This is a genomic window from Psychroserpens ponticola, assembly GCF_023556315.2.
GTDB classification, from domain to species: Bacteria; Bacteroidota; Bacteroidia; order Flavobacteriales; family Flavobacteriaceae; genus Psychroserpens; species Psychroserpens ponticola.
Window position 1 is genome coordinate 512,962 of sequence record NZ_CP116221.1, and the last position, 20,213, is coordinate 533,174.

The 20,213-nt window shown below is 31.8% G+C and carries 12 protein-coding genes; 11 read left to right on the forward strand and 1 reads right to left on the reverse strand.

The window, feature by feature from the left end:
- Positions 1-61: 61 nt before the first annotated feature.
- The 9 genes from MUN68_RS02180 (at position 62) to MUN68_RS02220 (ending at position 16,463) form a co-directional block, all read left to right on the forward strand.
- Positions 62-1,312, forward strand: a complete 1,251-nt coding sequence (locus MUN68_RS02180; RefSeq protein ID WP_249994937.1) for an efflux RND transporter periplasmic adaptor subunit — start codon at positions 62-64, stop codon at positions 1,310-1,312.
- A gap of 26 nt (positions 1,313-1,338) precedes the next feature.
- A complete protein-coding gene (locus tag MUN68_RS02185; RefSeq protein ID WP_249994936.1) occupies positions 1,339-2,016 on the forward strand; it encodes an ABC transporter ATP-binding protein in 678 nt (225 codons plus the stop codon).
- A gap of 120 nt (positions 2,017-2,136) precedes the next feature.
- Positions 2,137-4,542 carry an ABC transporter permease gene (locus MUN68_RS02190; RefSeq protein WP_249994935.1) on the forward strand — a complete coding sequence of 802 codons (2,406 nt, stop codon included), beginning with the start codon at positions 2,137-2,139 and terminating at the stop codon, positions 4,540-4,542.
- A 35-nt stretch (positions 4,543-4,577) separates the two neighbouring features.
- Complete coding sequence (locus tag MUN68_RS02195) at positions 4,578-6,995, forward strand: ABC transporter permease (RefSeq protein WP_249994934.1); 2,418 nt, start codon at positions 4,578-4,580, stop codon at positions 6,993-6,995.
- 27 nt (positions 6,996-7,022) lie between these two features.
- Positions 7,023-9,437: an ABC transporter permease gene (locus MUN68_RS02200; protein ID WP_249994933.1), complete on the forward strand. Its 2,415-nt coding sequence runs from the start codon at positions 7,023-7,025 to the stop codon at positions 9,435-9,437.
- Between the two features lie 20 nt (positions 9,438-9,457).
- Entirely contained in the window at positions 9,458-11,902 is a 2,445-nt protein-coding gene (locus MUN68_RS02205; protein ID WP_249994932.1) for an ABC transporter permease, read from the forward strand.
- 25 nt (positions 11,903-11,927) lie between these two features.
- Positions 11,928-14,315 carry an ABC transporter permease gene (locus MUN68_RS02210; RefSeq protein WP_249994931.1) on the forward strand — a complete coding sequence of 796 codons (2,388 nt, stop codon included), beginning with the start codon at positions 11,928-11,930 and terminating at the stop codon, positions 14,313-14,315.
- A 20-nt stretch (positions 14,316-14,335) separates the two neighbouring features.
- The gene (locus tag MUN68_RS02215) at positions 14,336-15,013 is read left to right on the forward strand and encodes an ABC transporter ATP-binding protein (protein ID WP_249994930.1); all 678 of its coding nucleotides are present in this window, start codon (positions 14,336-14,338) and stop codon (positions 15,011-15,013) included.
- 10 nt (positions 15,014-15,023) lie between these two features.
- Positions 15,024-16,463: a TolC family protein gene (locus MUN68_RS02220; protein ID WP_249994929.1), complete on the forward strand. Its 1,440-nt coding sequence runs from the start codon at positions 15,024-15,026 to the stop codon at positions 16,461-16,463.
- A gap of 181 nt (positions 16,464-16,644) precedes the next feature.
- On the opposite strand, the gene MUN68_RS02225 is transcribed toward MUN68_RS02220, so the two are convergent.
- On the reverse strand, positions 16,645-18,615 hold the full coding sequence (locus tag MUN68_RS02225; protein ID WP_249994928.1) for an amidohydrolase family protein: 1,971 nt from the start codon (positions 18,613-18,615) through the stop codon (positions 16,645-16,647).
- A 226-nt stretch (positions 18,616-18,841) separates the two neighbouring features.
- Here MUN68_RS02225 and MUN68_RS02230 point away from each other — a divergent pair, with 226 nt between their 5' ends.
- The gene (locus MUN68_RS02230) at positions 18,842-19,300 is read left to right on the forward strand and encodes an RNA methyltransferase (RefSeq protein ID WP_249994927.1); all 459 of its coding nucleotides are present in this window, start codon (positions 18,842-18,844) and stop codon (positions 19,298-19,300) included.
- A 27-nt stretch (positions 19,301-19,327) separates the two neighbouring features.
- Positions 19,328-20,212 (forward strand): GTPase Era, encoded by an 885-nt coding sequence (era, locus tag MUN68_RS02235; protein ID WP_249994926.1) that lies wholly within the window; start codon positions 19,328-19,330, stop codon positions 20,210-20,212.
- The last annotated feature ends 1 nt before the right edge of the window (position 20,213 follow it).

The following is a 20,213-nucleotide window of genomic DNA, read 5'->3' on the forward strand; positions in this document are numbered from 1 at the left end:
TAGATCTTTACTATTTTGGCATCATCTTCACTATATGTATTGTGTAATCAAAAAATTAAAAATGGACGTTCCAATTCAAAAGAAAAAATTCTCAAAACAAAAAATAGGGCTTGTATTAGGGATTCTTGCTATTGTATCATTAATAATTTATGTGGTTGTTCAAACTTCAGGAGGTTCTAAATTAAATGTTCAAAAAGAACGTATTTCGATTACAGAAATTACTCAAAATGTATTTCAAGAAAATATTCCAGTTAATGGAATCGTATTACCAATAACAACCATTTATTTAGATGCTCTTGAAGGTGGTCGTGTTGAAGAAAAATTTGTTGAAGATGGTGCTATTTTAAAGCAAGGTGAGCCTATTTTAAGATTGTCTAACACCGATTTAGAATTAAGCCTTGTCAATCAAGAAACGTCAGTGTATAATTTACTGACGCAAATGCAGATATCTCAAAATGCTGCGCGTCAAAACACTATTAATAGACAAAATCAATATACAGATGTAGAGAATAATTTAATAGAAGCCAAACGTGTGTTTGATTTGAATAATCGTTTATATGATAAAGGTGCTATTGGGAGACAAGATTTTGAATCTTCTAAAAATAATTATGAGTATCAAAAAGAACGCATGAGATTAGCAGAACAGGTTTTGTCTGAAGATTCTACATCTTCTAAATTAGAAGTCAATCAAGCTAAGAATTCTTACGCAAGAACGCAGAGTGCTTTGGAACTTATGCGTAAAAAAGTTGGAGATTTAGTTGTGCGAGCTCCAATTGATGGTCAGCTTACATCTTTAGATGCAGAAATTGGTCAGTCAATTACTAAAGGAACTCGATTAGGTCAAGTAGATGTGTTAAGCGGATTTAAAGTTAGAGTAGATATTGATGAACATTATATATCAAGAATTTATAATGGGCAAAGAGGAACGTTTAAGTTAAATGATAAGACTTATGTTTTAGAAATAAAGAAAGTATTTACACAAGTAACAAATGGTCGTTTTCAAGTAGACATGAAGTTTGTTGGAGATTTGCCAGAAGGAATAAGAAGAGGTCAAAACCTTCAAATTAGAGTTGCTTTAAGTGCAGAAAAGGAGGCATTATTGGTGTCTAAAGGTGGGTTTTTTCAAAAAACTGGAGGGAATTGGATTTTTAAAGTGAGCGAAGACGGAAGCACAGCCTACAAAGTAAATATAAGATTAGGAAGTCAAAATACAGAATACTATGAAGTTATTGAAGGTTTAAATTCTGGTGACAAAGTGATAACATCTAGTTATGATTCATTTGGAGATACTGAAGAACTTATTTTAAAATAAAAACAATCAAATAAAAAACGAATATAATGATACAAATTAATGATTTAGAGAAGTTTTATAAGACTGAAGAAGTACAGACTATTGCTCTCAATAAACTATCATTTGGAGTAAAAGAAGGTGAGTTTGTTGCCATAATGGGACCTTCAGGATGTGGTAAATCTACATTGTTAAACATCTTAGGTTTATTAGACGATCCTGATGGAGGAAGTTTTATGTTCAACGGAATTGAAGTTGCTGGTTACAATGAACGTAAGCGTTCAGAATTACGTAAACACAATATTGGTTTTGTCTTTCAAAGTTTTAATCTTATCGATGAACTTACCGTTTTTGAAAATGTAGAATTGCCATTAATCTATACAGGAGTGAAACCAGCTGAACGTAAAAAACAAGTGGAAGCTGTATTAGAAAAAATGCAAATCATGCATCGTCGAAATCACTTTCCACAACAGCTATCTGGTGGTCAACAACAACGTGTTGCTGTTGCACGTGCAGTAGTAAACAAACCAAAATTGATTCTTGCAGATGAGCCAACAGGAAATCTAGATAGTACAAATGGAAATGAAGTTATGGATTTGCTAATTGATCTTAATGAAGCTGGTACTACAATTATAATGGTTACACACAGTGAGCACGATGCTAAATACAGTCACAGAATTATTAGAATGTTAGACGGACAAAAAGTTACCGAGAATATTTTAACCTAAATCGACTTTCATCAATCAATCAGGTGGAAAGCACTTCAGTATAAAATCATTCAATTAACCAACTTGTACTGAAGTGTTAAAGCCAAATCAATCAAAAACGAACAGTAAATTTTAGATATCATGCTTAAAAATTATTTCAAAATAGCGTTTAGAAATCTTCTCAAAAACAAGGTGTATTCATTTATAAATATTTCGGGTTTAGCAGTTGGTATGGCAGCTACTATGATGATAGGTTTATGGATAGCAGATGAATTGAGTTATGACGATCACTTTAAAAATAAGGCGACTATAGCCCAAATTTTTCAAAACCAATCAAGTAATGGTGAAGTTGAAACTGGTTCAGCAATTCCGAGACCTCTAGAATTTGCATTACGCGAAAAGCATAATGATAATTTTAAACATATTATCATGTCTTCATGGGAGCAACCAAGATATTTGAAGTTTGGAGAAACTAATATTTATACACTTGGAAATGCGATGCAAGAAGGTGCACCAGAATTATTAGATCTTCAAATTATTGAAGGTGTAAGAGATGGTTTAAAGGAAAAGAACTCCATAATGCTTTCAGAAACTTCTGCAAAAAAAATATTTGGTTCTCATACTGCTATTGGTAAAATAGTAAAAGTGAATAATGAAGATGATTTAATGGTAACAGCTGTTTATAATGATATACCAGAGAATAACTCGTTCAGTGAAATGGATTATTTAATCCCATGGAAATATTATGTTACAACACAAGATTGGTTCGAAAGTGCCAAAACATCTTGGGGAAACAATTCCTTTCAAATGTTTGTTCAAATCAATGATAATACGACTATGAAAAACGTAACATCAAAGATTATTGATGTTAAGAAAAATGAGAGCCCAGTTCATGTTGAGTTTAACCCTCAGCTATTTTTATTTCCAATGGAAGATTGGTATTTAAGAAGTGACTTTGAAAATGGGATTCAGTCTGGTGGACGCATTGAAAATGTATGGTTATTCGGAATTATAGGAATCTTCATCCTGTTATTAGCTTGTATCAATTTTGTGAATTTAAGTACTGCACGTTCTGAAAAACGAGCAACCGAAGTTGGGATTAGAAAATCCATCGGTTCGCAACGTGGTCAACTTATATTTCAATTTTTAAGTGAGTCTTTTTTAATCGTCGTTTTGTCATTTGTATTTGCTCTTGGCATTGTTTTGCTCTTCTTGAATGGATTCAATAATTTGGCTAGTAAAGCGATTGTGTTTCCATGGTTGAATATTCAATTTTGGTTAGCTTCATTAATATTCATTATAGTGACAGCCTTTTTAGCGGGTAGTTATCCAGCTTTGTATTTATCATCATTCAATCCTGTTGCGGTTTTAAAAGGAACTTTTAAATCTGGTCGATATGCATCATTACCTCGAAAAGTTTTGGTCGTAGTTCAATTTACGGTATCCATCGCTTTAATTATTGGAACGTTAGTGGTTATGAATCAAATTCAATTTAGCAAGGATAGACCTGTAGGTTATAATAAAGAAGGATTGATTCAAATACCTGTAATGAGCAATGAATTTGTAGGAAAGTCAGAAGTCATGAGAACTCAATTTATAGCTTCTGAAGGTGCTCTAGAAATGGCAACAACTAGTAGCCCTACAACTAGTGTTTGGTCTAATAGATCTGGTTATACTTGGGATGGCAAGCAGGTTGGGTTTCAGGAAGATTTGGCTCATACTTCAGTGTCTTATGAGTTTGTTGAAACTTTGGGAGCTAAAGTAATTGAAGGTCGAGGTTTTTCAAGAGATTTTCCTACAGATTCTTTAGGAGTTATTCTGAATAAAACTGCAGTAGAATATATGGGAATTAAAGACCCAATAGGAAAGTATTTGAGAGATTCTGATCTTGATATTGAAAATCAAAATGATCCTTTGAAAATCATTGGAGTTATTGATGATATTATTATGCAATCGCCTTATAATCCTGTAAAACAATCAATATATGCATTTGATAATCGTGGAAATGGGAATTTTTATAATATAAGGTTAAATCCTAAGAAAAGTACTGCAGAAAGTTTAAAGATTATTAAAAGCGTCTTTAAAAAAAACTTTCCAAATACACCTTTCGATTATCAGTTTGTGGATGAAGAATACGGAAAAAAGTTTAAATCAGAAGAACGGGTTGCCAGTTTGGCTAGAGTATTTACAGGTTTAGCAATTTTTATTAGTTGTCTAGGTTTATTTGGATTGGCATCTTTTGTAGCAGAACAACGCACCAAAGAAATTGGTGTTAGAAAAGTCCTAGGAGCATCTATCAGCCAGTTATGGTTATTGTTATCAAAAGACTTTATCAAACTAGTGGTTATTGCTTTATTGATTGCATCTCCTTTAGCCTATTATATCATGGGACAATGGTTGCAAAAGTTTAGTTATAGAACGTCAGTAGGTTGGGATGTCGTTGCAGTTGCTTGTTTCGGTGCTTTAATTATCACACTTTTTACTGTGAGTTTTCAAGCCATTAAAGCCGCAACATCAAATCCAGTAAAATCATTGCGAACGGAATAAATCAATCAAAAAATGAATAATAAATATTAGAGATTATGAATCTACTCTATATTAAAATAGCCTTTAGATACTTGTTTAAAAACAAACTGTATTCCTTTATTAATATTATTGGTCTTTCTCTGGGTATTGCTGCGTTTATAATTATTTCACTTTATGTAAGTTATGAAAAGAGCTACGATACATTTGAAGACTCAGACCAAGTTTATAGGGTTTATATGGATTACTTAAAAGGAGAAACATTTGAGGCTGGTGATGCACAAACCTATAATTTATCTGGACCTACATTAGAAAAAGAATTTCCTGAGGTTATTGATAATGTTAGAATTTATAGATTAGAAAAAGTAACGTTTGTTAAAGACGATAGAGCAATCGAGCAACCTAGTGGAGCGTTAACAGATGTTCCTTACTTAGATATTTTCAATATATCACTATTAAAAGGCAGTGCTCAAGATTATAGCAAACCCAATACAATCATTCTATCAGAAACTTTAGCGAAAAAACTATTTGGTGACGAAAATCCGATATCCAAAACAGTTTCTGTTTTTTATGGTTCTGAAGCATTGCTAGAAGTAATAGCTGTAATGCCAGATGTTGCCGAAACTACGCACATGAAACTGAATTTTTTGGTGTCTTTTGAAACTATGAAAACCTGGGAAGCGATAAATGGTCAGGCAGAATTAAACTGGAGCAGGAATAACTTCTTTACGTACATAAAAGTTAATAAAAATTCTAATTTTGACGAACTTCAAAACAAAATAATTAACACAGACATAGAAAATGATCCTGATGAAAGGCATAATATTGAACGCATAGGTGACATTCATTTACATTCAGATAAACCTTATGAAGCAGAAGCAAATGGAAGTATAAGTCGCATAAGATTTTTATCAATTATAGCCATAATTATTCTCATTTTGTCGTGGTTAAACTACATCAATCTTTCTACTGTAAAATCTTTAGAGCGTTCTCGTGAAATTGGTATAAGAAAAGTTGCTGGTGCTCAGCGTTCGCAATTAATAATACAATCGTTAGTTGAGTCTATGTGCTTGTTTATTCTTGCTTTTATTGTGGCAATATTATTTGTTGTAGTGTTATTACCAGTTTTCAATGGCTTTGTTGAAAAGTCTTTAGTACTTGGAATAGGAAATATAAAAGCACTACTTCCATTTGTTGGTTTAATGTTGTTAGGAAGTTTACTTGCAGGATTTTATCCAGCGCTTATTTTAAGTAATTTTTCACCTATAAAAGCTTTAAAAGGAAAAATTAAGACATCCTCAAATAAACTTAATATTCGAAAAGGCCTTATTGCTTTTCAGTTTTTTGCAACAATAATATTGATTATAGGGACTTTGGTTGTAGTAAAGCAAATCAATTTTTTAAAAGAACAACCTATTGGTGTAGAGTTGTCTCAGGTCTGCGCTTTTAAAGGTGAAATTTTAGAAACATTATCAGACTCTTTAATGATTACTAAAGTAGGAATCTTTGAAAATGAATTAAAAAATCTATCATTTATTAAAAACGTCGCTAGAACTCAAACTTATCCAGGCGACGGCTATGATAATTTATCATCAACTATAGGTATACAATATCCAAATGGAGAGACTAATGAACAAAAAGTATTCTATATTCATTCAGCTAAGCCAGATTATTTTAATGTTGTAGATATTAAATTCTCAGCAGGAGAGGCTTTCAAAGAAAGTTCCGATAAAATTTCTAAAAATATAGTTATTAACGAAACATTTGCTCGCCAAATGGGATTTACAAACCCAAGCGCTATTGTGAATAAACATGTTGAGTTTTGGGGTGAGAAATGGAATATTTCTGGCGTTATGGAAGATTACCATCATTTTGGTTTAAAGACAGAAATTGAACCTTTGATAGTTTATAGTCATCAAAATAATAACAATAACGTTCTAGTGAAGTTTAATTCTTCTGCAAATTCTGTTGCAGGAATGCAAACCAGTTTAGATAAGGTTGAAATGGTATTCAAGTCCATTTTTCCTAATAGTACTTTAGACTATACGTTTTTAGATAAAAAATTTGAGGCGCAATATATCGAAGACCAAAAGTTTGGTATTGCTTTTCAAATTTTCACAGTATTAGCGATTTTAATAGCGGCTTTAGGATTATTTGGCTTGACATCATATATGTGCTTACAACGTAGAAAAGAAATAGGAATTAGAAAAGTAACTGGAGCTAGCATATTTCAAATTCTAAAATTACTTAATAAGGATTTTATAAAGTTGGTGATAATTGCTTTTATAATAGCCATACCAGTTGGTTGGTATATCATGAAAATATGGCTTCAGGAATTTGCATATAGAACAGATTTAAGTTGGTGGATTTTTGCTTTATCGGCTATTATAGCAATTGTTATTGCTCTAATTACAGTAAGTGTTCAGTCTATTAAAGCCGCAACTGCTAATCCAGTTAAAAGTTTAAAAACAGAATAATCATCACCAATCAAAAAACAAACAATCATGGTCTTCAACTATATTAAACTTGCATGTCGTAACCTTTGGAAGGATAGAGTATTTACATGTCTTAATATTTTAGGCTTATCTGTAGCATTTTGCGTAGCCACGCTTTTAATAATCTCATCATTAGATGAATTAGCCACAGATCAGTTTCATGAAGAAAAAGATAACCTTTACAAAGTATATGCTACTGAGCAAACAGTTAAGGGCCCAAAAGAAGCTATTTCACGACCAATACCGTTTGCTCCAACATTGCAAAACGAGGTGCCTGGAATAGAGAAGATTTCTAGACATTTAGAAATGAATACATTGGTGTCTGATGGAGATAAAGAGCTAATCTTAGATTTGTCTTATGTGGATCAAGATTTTCTGCAATTATTTACGTTTCCTGTTTTAAAAGGAGAAACTGATTCTCCTCTCGCTAAAAAATCATCGGTCGTTTTAACGCAAAAGTCAGCAAATATGCTATTTGGTACAGATGAGGTTGTTGGAAAAACAATAATGATTCAAAAGGAAAATGTAAAAGAACCCTTTACAATTACTGCAATTCTAAAAGATATTCCACATGAAAGCTCAATGGGTTTTCATCTGTTATTGGCATTTGATGAGAGTCCAAATTATAAAGAGAATTTAAATGCATGGAATAGTCGAAATCATAGTGTTTATCTTAAACTGTCTAAAGGTGTAACCACTCAGCAATTTGAAGAACGTACAAGAGCATTTGTAGCTAAACATTATAAAGAAACTATCGATGATGCTAAGAGAGATGGTGTGTCTGTAGATGTAAATGGACAATACTACCAATTCCGTTTGTTTCCCTTTGCAGAGAGTGAGTTTACATCATTCAAAGGTGGTATCGCTAATGTTTCGCACACCATGCCTTACATAGTGCTAGGTATTGCTATTCTTATCCTATTCATTGCTAGTGTTAATTTTATTAATATGAGCGTTGCAAAAAGCGGACAACGACTTCGCGAAATAGGAATGCGAAAAACATTAGGTGCTTCACAATCACAACTTTTTATTCAATTATGGGTTGAAAGTATCTTCATTTTTACTCTATCCTTAGTTTTAGGGTCATTGTTAGGATATGGTTTGTTGGGAGATTTTCAAACCCTATTTAGAACTGAAGGTTCATTCGAAACTTTATTAAGACCACAAATTCTAATGATGCTTTTTGTAACCATTCTTTTAATTACAATCATAGCTGGTGGTTATCCTGCACTGTTGTTAAGTAAACTTGGTACACTAAAAGCACTTAAAGGTAAATTGGAAGCTAAGGCAGGCACTCAACTACGAAACACGTTAATAATCATCCAATTTAGTATTGCAATTTTACTAATAAGCGGAACACTTGTATTGAGCAGTCAAATCAATTACTTAAGACATAAAGATTTAGGGTTTGATAAAAATAATGTTGTTTCATTTCCTTTTAATGGGAGTTTAGATAGTTATACTGCACTAAACAGATTGCGTAATAGTTTGCAAAACGAACCTGAAGTATTAAGTATAACCGCAGCCGACAACAATCTTGGCTATGGAAGAGATGGTAGTGGATATACAAGTGTTTCTGGTTTTGATTATGAAGGTAGAGGACTAAAGACACATAGCCTAGTTGTAGATTATGATTACATAAAGACATTAGGTTTGGAACTAGTTGCTGGTAGAGGTTTTAATCGAGCGTTTTCAACAGATAGTTTATCAATGGTTATAAATGAAACCATGGCAAAAGAATATGGCAAAGAAAACCCTTTAGATGTAACTGTTGCTATAGGAGATAGTTCGCGTTATAATGTAATTGGAGTGGTGAAAGATTATAATTTTAGAGGTTTAAAACGACAGGTAGAGCCTATTACTATGTTTATGGATAATAGTTTAGGATATTATTATGCGTTTGTTCAAGTAGATCCTAAAAATGCAATTTCAGCATATGATAAAATTGAAAAAGCATGGAAAGATATAGAGCCAAATGCACCGTTTTTAGGGTCTTTTTTAGATGAAAATATTGACAGGACTTTAAAAAAAGAAAAAGTCCTTACAACCATTATAACTAGTGGTTCTATTGTGGCTATTATATTAAGCTGTATTGGTTTGTTTGCAATATCCATGATTATGGTAAATCAAAGAACTAAAGAAATTGGAGTAAGGAAAATTGTTGGTGCCAGTATTACTGGTTTGATGAAATTATTATTAGGTGATTTTATAAAACTTGTAATACTTGCCTTTGTAATAGCAACTCCTGTAGCTTGGTGGTTGAGTTATAAATGGTTAGAAGAATATTCATATAAAATCTCACTTAATTTTGGATTTTTTGTTGTAGCAGGATTAATCACCTTAGTAATTGCACTATTAACAATTGGATATAAAACGATTAAAGCAGCATTGCAAAACCCTGTTGAATCCTTGAGAACTGAATAACCAATCAAAACAGTATAATCATGATTAGAAATTATTTCAAAATAGCATGGAGAAATATTATGAAACACAAAGTGTTTTCTCTAATTAATATTATTGGTCTAACTATAGGTCTTAGCGCTTCATTTGTTATTAGTCTAATGATTTATTACGATGTAACTTTTGATACATTTCATAAAGATGGAGATCGTATTTATAGAGTTGTATCCGATTTTATTACGCCTGATGGGAGTTTCCATAATTCAGGTGTAACATTGGCTCTTGAAGATGAAATAGCTGATAATAGTAATTTTGAAGCTGTAGGTGGTTTTTATGTTGAACGTCCTATGAAAGTAAAAAATCAAAGTACAGATGTTGAATTTAAATTACCAAAATTTGTCATCTATGCTGACCAAGGTTATTTTGATATATTCGATTATAATTTTTTAGCTGGCGAAGAACAGAATGTGTTTACAGGTCCTAATCAAGTTGTTCTTACTGAAAAACGCGCATCTCAATATTTTCCAAAATTATCTCCTAATGAAATAGTTGGCAAAACACTAGTTTATAACGACTCCTTAAATGCAACCGTTACAGGTATTGTTGAAAATTTTAAGGAACGAACTGATCTTGTTTTTCAAGAAGTAATTTCGCGTCCAACTCTATTACAAACTAGACTTCGAGAAAATATATTAAATAAAAATTGGAATAATACAAATTCAAACTCACAACTCTTTGTAAAAGTAACTTCTAATGCAGACCTCGAAACGCTTCAAAAACGATTAGATAATTTAGCAACTGAACATGAAGATGAAGAGTCTAAAAAGTATGGTGATAAACGTCGTTTTACGTTGCAACCAATTCAAGATATTCACTTTAATGAAAACTATGGGATTTACGATTGGTCTAATGGTCAAGCAAGTAAATCGTTATTAAAAAACCTAGCCTTAGTAGCGCTGTTTTTGCTATTGCTTGGGTGTATTAATTTTATTAATTTAAATACAGCTCAGGCTTCTCAAAGAGCTAAGGAAATTGGGATTAGGAAAACACTTGGTAGTTCAAAAAAGCAATTGGTTACTCAATTTTTGGGAGAAACTTTTTTACTGGTGCTTTTTTCTTCAATCCTATCATTATTGCTTTCTAAATGGTTAATTACTGTCTTTTCAGATTTTGTTCCAAAAGGCTTAGATTTTGAATTATTTCAATCACCAATAATTATAAGTGGAGTTGTTTTGCTTTTAATTTTAGTGACTCTTCTTTCAGGATTTTATCCAGCACTTGTATTATCAAGATTTAATACAGTTTCTGTTTTAAAACAGAATATAGGAGTTGGAGATAAAAAAGTAGGACTCAGAAAATTTCTAACCGTTTTTCAATTTACAATAGCTCAAGTTTTTATTATAGCAACGCTTTTGGTTGGAAAACAAATTAATTACCTTCTAAATAAGGATATGGGATTTAAAACAGATGCTGTTGTTTCTGTTTATAAGCCAATAGAAGTTAGTAGCCTGGATAAAATAGAGTTGTTTGCTGAAAAACTTCAAGCTATTCCAGAACTAAAGAAAATTAGCCTAGGTGGTGCGCCTCCAGCTTCAGAAAGCAGCAATGTTACAGATATGAGACGAATGATTGGTGATGAGGAAATCTATGGAGATATACAATTGCTAGCTGGTGATAGAAACTTCTTAGAACTCTTTGAAATAAAGTTGCTTGCTGGTCGTGGATATCGTAATGATACTATTAAAGAATTAGTAATCAATGAGGCTGCCAGAAAATTCTACGGCTTCGAATCTCCAGAAGATGCTATTGGTAAAACACTTCTTTACGATAAAGAAAACTTGCCTATTGTAGGAGTTATGAGTGATTTTCATCAACGATCATTAAAAGCAGAAATTAGACCAATGGCATTACGAGGTGATTGGTATAGAGAAAGTTGGACATACTTTCAAGCCGTACATATAGCGTTTAAGAATGATTCACCTGAAAGTTTAAAAACGAGCCTTTCAAAGATTGAAAATGTATTCAAAGACGTTTATCCAGATAGTAATTTTAGGTTAGAGTTCGTTGATGAAACCATTCAAAATTTTTACCAACGTGAACAAAAAATATCGAAACTTCTAAATTGGGCTACAGGCTTATCTATTTTAATTAGCTGTTTGGGATTACTCGGACTTGTGATTTATACCACAAACCGACGTGTTAAAGAAATTGGTGTTCGTAAAGTTTTAGGAGCTTCATTGATGCAAATAAATACATTGCTTTGTAAAGAGTTTTTAGTGTTAGTTACCATTGCTTTTATTGTTGCATCTCCTATTGCATGGTATGGTATTAATAATTGGTTGCAGGATTTTGTGTATAAAACGAGTATTAATTTCTGGGTGTTTTTAATAAGTGGTTGTGCTATGATTTTCTTTGCTTTATTAGTGATTAGTATCAAAACGTTACAAGCTGCAAATGCTAATCCTGTCAACGCTTTACGATCAGAGTAAATTAATCGTTTAAAACCTATTAGTCATGATAAAAACGTATATAAAAATAGCATGGAGAAACATTAAAGGGAATCCTCTTTTTTCATCTATAAATGTTTTAGGGTTAACATTAAGTCTTGCTATTTCAACCTTGTTGTTTATGTTTATTAATCACGAGAATAGTTTTAATACTATGTTCTCACAAAAGAATCAGATTTATAGAGTTTTAATGGAAACATCTGAAAGTCATAGCAATGAAATATATGCAACAGTTCCAGCAATGGTTGCACCAACCAGCATGGTCGAAATACCAGAAGTGTTAGATGCTGTTCGTTTTTTAAAACATGGTTTTGGTGAGCCTGCTTATATAAGTACTGGTGATTCAGAATTTATTGAATCGTCATTATACTATGCAGATTCTAGTCTATTTAAAATTTTTGATTTTAAATTAATTCAAGGCTTTGAAAATGAAGCATTAGTGAAGCCAAATACAGCAATAATTTCTAAAAATACTGCTTTGCTATATTTTGGAACTGACCAAGTAATAGGTAAGCTTTTTAAAATAGACGACAGGCTGAACATTGAAATCACAGGAGTCTTTCAAGATTTACCATCAAATACAACTTTAGATGGTAATGTTTATGTTTCTTTTGCTACGAGCTTTTTTTCTAAAAGACCAACCTGGTCTAATGCAAGTTTGGAAACTTATATTTTAACAGCAAAAGGTGCAACCCAAAAGTCTTTAAAATCGAAGTTTAAAATAATGCTAGATAAGCATATTGAGAAAGAATCACAATGGTATGCTTTAAACACCCAACAACTAGAAAGAGTTCATTTGTATTCTAGTCATATCCAAAATGCTTATAGTTCTCGAAAAGGCTCAATAGATCAAGTAAAGAGTTTGTCTTGGCTTGCGTTATTAATTCTTGTAATCGCATGTATCAATTATATGAATCTTACTACGGCTCGTTCTCAAATACGCTCTCGTGAAATAGGTGTAAGTAAAACATTGGGCGCGTCTATTAGTAATTTAATGATGCGGTTTTATGCGGAAACTGGGCTCATAACAGCAATTTCAATGCTTCTTGGTATAGGTTTGGCATTGCTGTGTTTGCCATTATTTAATCAGATTGCAGGCAAAGAGATTCCTGATTCAATGTTGTGGTCTGTAATGTTTCTTTTATCACTTGTGACTATTTGGGTAATTACAACTTTGCTTGCAGGTTCTTATCCTGCAATATATATGTCCCATCTTTCTGCTAAAAATATATTAAAAGGAGGAAAAATAGGATCGTTTTGGGCTACTAATGTAAGAAAAGGTCTCGTTGTTATACAGTTTGGAGCATCTACTGTGCTTATAATTGGTGTCGTTGTAATTTATAATCAATTGAAATTCATTCAAGAAAAAGATTTAGGATTCGATACAGAACAAGTCATGGCAATTTCTATTAATGGCATAAATGACGTTAATAATGTAAAGGTTTTAGAACAAGAGTTAGGTGAATTATCTATGATTACAAATGTTGGAGCTGCACAAGGTTTTCCTGGAAAAACAGTAAGCGGAAGAATGGTGCAAAACCCACTTGAAGACGATGGAGGAATATCTGTACAGACAAATCGTGTTGATGCTGAAGCGCTTAATGTTATGGGATTGCGGTTTATTGCTGGAAAAAATATACCAGTTATTAAAAGCGAAGGCGATTCATTAGTTGATGTTGTGGTTAATAAAAAGATAGCAGACTACTTGGGTTATACACCAGAAGAAGCTATTGGTAAAAACATTCAAATGTTACCGAGTCAGAATGCGTTTATTGTTGGTGTTGTAGATGATTTCAATTATGCTTCATTACGTGAGCCAATAGGTGCATATGCATTTCATAATTTTCCTAGTGAATATAAAGAATATCTCTTGGTTAAAATGAAAGTAGCTGATTTGCAGAAAAGTATATCAAGCATAGAAAAAAAGTTTAAAAAGGTAGCGCCAAATATTCCATTCGACTATAGTTTTTTAGATCAAAATATTGAACAATTATATCTTGAAGAAAAACAAACCGCTTCTATTGGAATGGTATTCTCTTTACTCGCCATATTTGTAGCTTGTTTAGGTCTTTTCGGTCTTGCAGCTTTTACTGCAGAACAACGTGGTAAAGAAATAGGAATTCGTAAAGTACTAGGAGCTTCCGTTACTAGTATCGTGAAACTATTGTCTGCAGATTTTATCAAATTGGTCGCTATTGCTTTATTAATTTCATTTCCATTGGCTTATTATGTAATGAATAATTGGTTGCAAGATTTCACATATAGAATCAATATGAGTTGGCAACCTTTTGTTTTTACTGGATTATGCGCTATTGGAATTGCTATGATTACAGTAAGTTTTCAAGCTGTTAAAGCAGCTGTGGCAAATCCAGTGGATAGTTTAAAAACAGAGTAGTAATTAAAGCTAAAATCAAAATGAAAAATACACTATTAAGTCTAAACGAAGCATCAAGAACTGTTAATTCAGGACATAATAAAGTTACAGTATTAAATACTATCAATCTACAAGTTAAAGAAGGTGAGTTTATTTCATTAATGGGACCTTCTGGTTCTGGAAAATCGACCTTACTCAATTGTATAGGAATGTTAGATGATTTTACAGATGGTGGTTATACGTTTTTAGGTGAACCTGTACATCGCATGAAAGAAAAAAACAGATCTAAACTCTATAAAGAATATATCGGTTTTGTCTTTCAAGCATATCATCTAATTGATGAATTAACAGTGCAAGAAAATATCGAAACACCTTTACTTTATAAAAATGTAAAATCTTCAGAACGAAAAGCTTTAGTAGCTGATATGTTAGACCGATTTAACATTGTTGGTAAAAAAGATTTATTTCCTATTCAATTAAGTGGAGGTCAACAACAATTAGTTGGCATAGCAAGAGCTTTAATAAGTAAACCAAAGTTGATATTAGCAGATGAACCTACTGGGAATCTAAACTCAAAACAAAGTGAAGAGATTATGGCGTTATTTTCTCAACTTAATAATGAAGGTGTCACTATTATTCAAGCGACACATTCAGAAAAGAATGCATCTTACGGTTCGCGAATTGTTAATCTTCTCGATGGAAAAATAGTCACAGAATAAGCTAAATAGTATGAAACAGAAAACAATAATTTACGCCTTCATGATGATGATGGTTTGGGGAGGATTTGCTCAAAGTGAACTAGAAATTAGTTATTCGTTAGAAGAATGCCTTAGTATGGCTTTGAAAAATAATTTAGACTTAAAATCTACCCATTTAAATGCTGATAGAGAAAAAGTTAATCACCAACGTTCAAAAGCAAATTTATTACCATCTATTAATGGAGATTTTAATTTGGGAGTTAATAGAGGACGAAGTATTGATCCTTTTACTAATGATTTTATTAATCAAGAGTTTACGTTTTCAAATGTAGGTTTAAACTTAGATGCTACCATTTTTAATGGGTTCCGATTAATAAATACGGTTAAGCAGAATCAATTAAATAGACTTGCTTCCGAAATGGAAAATGAAGCTGTAAAGCAAGATTTAGTATTGCGAGTGACCTTAGCATATCTTCAAGTTTCAAATAGTAAGGATAATTTAAGATTGGCGAAACAGCGTCTTGAAACGACCGAAAAACAAATGAAAATTCAAGAGGATTTTTATAATAACGAGGTTGGTAATCCTGCTGATTTCACAGATATCGTTGCTCAAAAAGCGATAGACGAAACGAGTATTGTAGTTGCAGAAATCGGACTCAATAATGCTAAATTATCTCTTACTAGATTACTAAATATAAATAATGAACTCACTTTAGATACAGAAGATTTGCTTTTAGATATTGATCATTATGCTTTTTCTGCAGACCAAGTATATGCAGATGCTCTTAAAAATATGGCGACATTTAAAGCCAATGAACTTAGAGTTGATGCAGCAAAAAAAGGAGTTAGTATAGCAAAAGCTCAATTTACACCAGAGTTTTCTGTTTTTGCAGGCGTTAATTCAAATTATTCAAGTGCAGCTCAAATATTTTCTGAGATAGGTTCAAGCATTACACCAACAGGAGATTTTGTTACTGTAAATGGTCAAGATTTTCCAGTCCTTACTCATCAAAGTTCATTTAGTTCTGAAGGGATTCCTTATAAAGAGCAATTAGATAATAATTTAAGCACTGTAGTTGGAGTCGCAGTAAATGTGCCATTGTTTAACGGGTTGAGAGCAAAAAACAATGTGGCTTTAGAAAAAGTTCGAGTTGAAGAGTCAATTCTAGAATTAGAACGCACACATTTAGATATTAAAAATGCGATTGCTCAAGTGCATTTTGAAATGAATGCAGCTTACTTAAGATATCAAAGTTTAGCAAAACAAGTTGAAGCTTTTGAAGAATCGTATCGCGTAAACGAAATAAGATTTAATAATGGGATTTCAAATTTCTTAAATTATGTGACTAGTAAGAATAATTTAGATAACGCTAAAGTTAATTTTACTAATGCAAAATATGAATATATATTACGTGTTAAAGTGTTAGAATATTACAGAGGTAATATGTTTCAGTTGGAAAATACGATTTAAGTCTTCAATCAAAAGTTTCAACGGTTTTTCATGTTCAACAAGAAGATCCATTACTGTTTTTTTGTACCTGCATCACTAAAAATAACGTTGCATTCGCTTCTTTTCGTTAGGAACAATCTCACTTAATAAACTATGTGGAGCTGGAACTAAATTTCTATCTATAAACCTCATGATGTTTGTGTTAATGTCTTGATAAATAATTATGCGTGTTTTCTCTAGCGATGAGGTCAAAAGTTTCTTCATCTAATACCGCTTTTGCTTCAGTATATAGGTCTTTGTCTGAATTGTGATTTCGAACAACATAAAAATCTGTTCCGTAAAGAATGTGACTTCTCAGTCGATTTCTTCCTTTTAAGTGTGATGCTTTTTTGTTTGGAGAACTTTCAGCCAAATAATTTAGATGTTGTTTTTTATAGTTTTTACCTTTTTGTAGTGTTTGTTTTAATAAAGGATAAATAGAAGGTTTACTTATGATATAACTTAAATCAGCATAAAAATTTGTGTACTGCATCAACATACTCGTTATGATTGAATACCAATCAGTATCATGCCATAAGCTATTAATTTTATCATGCGAAAATTGATTGTTATTGTTTTTCATGAATAGAATGCCTTCATCTGGATTTTTAATAATACGCCTGCTGTAAACATCACGATCAGTTTCTAAGAACTTAATCCATTCTTCTTCTCCACCATAATGTGCTAAGCATATTTTGAGGTTACTTAAATTATAACTTAACGGAGTATTATCATCCTTATAACCGAATAAATTTTTAATCTCATCATCTTTAATTGTTTTTAAGACTTCTTTGAAGAGTTGCTCTTCAAGCAGACACAGATAGTTTAAAGGGTGAGTGAAGTTAAATTGTATGTCTACATTTTTTGTTTGTGGTAATAACATAGGTTGTGACTCATTTTCAGGCTTTGTTCTGTCAGCATAGTATTGTTTAAAAACGGGATGGTAATTCCATGTCTTTTTCTTTTTGCCACGATAATAAATAACACCAATAACACAATGAGTCATTATTGGAATATTATTTTCTGAAGCATACCTCCATACAGGAAGTAAAAGTTCATCAAAAACATAATATCCTAATGCTGGATATATCTTAAATCCACTAAAATTGCGATCTTCCATGTAAGTTTTTACAAAACAGTCTTTAAGTTTCATGCGATCATTAACAATTTCGTAATCAAAAAAGGCTGTTTTTTCTTTTGCCATACGTCTAGGATCTAAGAAAAGAAATGGATAATATGATGCTGATTCATTTTTTTTTGCCTTTGATATTCTATTTGTTTTCACAAATTCCCACAATTCTCGCATTTGGTACTTGTAGGTGTCACTATAATCATATTCAGTCCATCCATCAATATCTTTTTTTAATTTTGTTTCCTTAAGGTTTTCAGCCTTTGAGTTTAGCATGTTCTTAGTCATCTTAGTTTTTCCAGCTCCCATTTCTTCCATATCCATCGGTAGTATTACCATTTTAGAATTATGAGGTAGTTGGAAAAGAGCGCGTTGTGCGACTTGTTGTTGTGAGTTATAAAGAGAAAAACGTCCCATTAAAAGGTAGCGTTCAAGTAATTCTACACCTTTTGGACTAATAATTTTATTAAAAATGGGAAAGAGACTCTTCAAAGCAAACCATAGAAATCTACGACTCCAGTTAATGAAAATAATAACATAAGTAACCCAAATAATCTTCCAGAAAACAGGCAGTTCAAAATACAAATAGTATGTTGATAGCCATATTTTGGTTTTACTTAAAAAACGATTAATATCATTATCTAAACCAAGAATATAAGCTAGGAATTCAACGGTGTAAAAAAATGCAATTAAAGAAACTATAAAAATGATTAACTTATATGGAATGTATAAATATGGTTTAGATTTTAAGCTATAATGAAAATCTGTTTGACGTTTCTTTTTTCTTCGTTCATGATAAATTTTTTCCCAACTTTCGTCATCACTTTTTATAGGAAATTTTGAACTGTTTTTATGTCGATAATAGTTTTTAGCTAAGGTTACAATCCATTGCGTATGAACGAGATAGTATAATGGCCAAGGAACAATAGTCTTTGCAAGAAATGGTGGTACAAAATGACTTGTGAATACGTGTGTATGTGCATTAGTTATCTTTTTTTTTGACATTCTTTTTCGTGTAACTTATTGGTATACAGTAAATTTAATGTAAAATTTAGGAATAATTCAAGTATTTGAGTTTTTTTGTCAATTAGTTGTTGCGTAATTATTAATTTAAAAATTAAACCATAATGCAAAAGAAACTAAAACTTAAATATTGCAAAAAAAGACAATTATTGAGTGTTGAATTAAATTCCTTTAGCTCTCTAAATTATTTGTTTTTTATTTTTGTAATATGAATGACAATTTCAAAAATGAATTCTTCGGAATAGGAATCCAAAACGGTAAAACTCCAGAAAACTTAGGTGTGCTTTGGAGATCTGCTCAAAATTTAGGTGCTAGTTTTATTTTTACAATTGGAAATCGCTATGCTAAACAAGCTTGTGATACACATAATGCTGTAAATGCAATGCCTTATTTTCATTATAAAACCTTTGATGATTTTTTAATTAATATGCCTAAAGGGACTAGACTGGTTGGTGTAGAGTTGACTGATGCAGCAGAAAATTTAGAAACCTTTCATCATCCAAGACGATGTGTGTATCTGCTAGGCGCAGAAGATCATGGTTTGTCTAATCAAGCCATTAAAAAAAGTCATTTTTTAGTAAAGTTTAAATCGCAATTAAGTCTAAATGTTTCAGTTGCTGGAAGTATTGTGATGTATGATAGAGGAATAAACAAACCAAGGTCGTAACTTTGTAGTCTAGTTTAAAAGCATATTATGAGTCATAAAGCAGGTTTTGTTAATATTATTGGAAATCCTAATGTAGGTAAGTCTACGCTTATGAATGCATTTATTGGTGAGAAATTATCAATCATTACATCAAAGGCGCAAACCACAAGACATCGTATTTTAGGAATAGTTAATGGCGAGGATTTTCAAGTTATTCTAAGTGATACACCAGGAATCATCAAACCAGCTTATGAGTTACAAGCGTCTATGATGGATTTTGTAAAGTCAGCTTTTGATGATGCAGATGTATTGGTTTATATGGTTGAAATCGGTGAAAAAGAATTAAAAGATGAAGCCTTTTTTAATAAAATTCAAAATTCAAAAATTCCAGTTTTATTATTACTTAATAAAATAGATAACTCTAATCAAGAACAATTAGAAGAACAAGCAGAACTATGGCAAAGTAAGGTGCCTAATGCAGAATTCTTTCCAATTTCTGCGTTGCAAGGGTTTAATGTTCAGAATGTATTTGATAGAATTATAGAATTATTACCAGAATCGCCAGCCTTCTATCCTAAAGATCAATTAACAGATAAACCTGAGCGATTTTTTGTAAACGAAGCCATTCGTGAGAAAATTCTAATGCATTATAAAAAGGAAATTCCTTATGCTGTTGAAGTAGATACCGAAGAGTTTTTTGAAGAAGAAAATATTATCAGAATGCGTTCGGTAATTATGGTTGAACGTGAGACTCAAAAAGGAATTATTATAGGACATAAAGGTTCGGCTCTTAAACGTGTTGGTGTAGAAGCTAGAAAGGATTTAGAAAAATTCTTTGGCAAACAAGTACATTTAGAACTCTATGTAAAAGTCAATAAGAATTGGAGAAGCGATCAACGACAATTGAGACGTTTTGGATATAACCAAAAGTAGA

Excerpts from the sequence above, each read along its gene's own strand:
- MUN68_RS02190 (WP_249994935.1), top strand. The coding sequence starts at position 2,137 with ATGCTTAAAAATTATTTCAAAATAGCGTTTAGAAATCTTCTCAAAAAC.
- MUN68_RS02215 (WP_249994930.1), top strand. The coding sequence starts at position 14,336 with ATGAAAAATACACTATTAAGTCTAAACGAAGCATCAAGAACTGTTAAT.
- MUN68_RS02210 (WP_249994931.1), top strand. The coding sequence starts at position 11,928 with ATGATAAAAACGTATATAAAAATAGCATGGAGAAACATTAAAGGGAAT.
- MUN68_RS02200 (WP_249994933.1), top strand. The coding sequence starts at position 7,023 with ATGGTCTTCAACTATATTAAACTTGCATGTCGTAACCTTTGGAAGGAT.
- MUN68_RS02180 (WP_249994937.1), top strand. The coding sequence starts at position 62 with ATGGACGTTCCAATTCAAAAGAAAAAATTCTCAAAACAAAAAATAGGG.
- MUN68_RS02220 (WP_249994929.1), top strand. The coding sequence starts at position 15,024 with ATGAAACAGAAAACAATAATTTACGCCTTCATGATGATGATGGTTTGG.
- MUN68_RS02195 (WP_249994934.1), top strand. The coding sequence starts at position 4,578 with ATGAATCTACTCTATATTAAAATAGCCTTTAGATACTTGTTTAAAAAC.
- era (WP_249994926.1), top strand. The coding sequence starts at position 19,328 with ATGAGTCATAAAGCAGGTTTTGTTAATATTATTGGAAATCCTAATGTA.
- MUN68_RS02205 (WP_249994932.1), top strand. The coding sequence starts at position 9,458 with ATGATTAGAAATTATTTCAAAATAGCATGGAGAAATATTATGAAACAC.
- MUN68_RS02230 (WP_249994927.1), top strand. The coding sequence starts at position 18,842 with ATGAATGACAATTTCAAAAATGAATTCTTCGGAATAGGAATCCAAAAC.
- MUN68_RS02225 (WP_249994928.1), bottom strand. The coding sequence starts at position 18,615 with ATGTCAAAAAAAAAGATAACTAATGCACATACACACGTATTCACAAGT.
- MUN68_RS02185 (WP_249994936.1), top strand. The coding sequence starts at position 1,339 with ATGATACAAATTAATGATTTAGAGAAGTTTTATAAGACTGAAGAAGTA.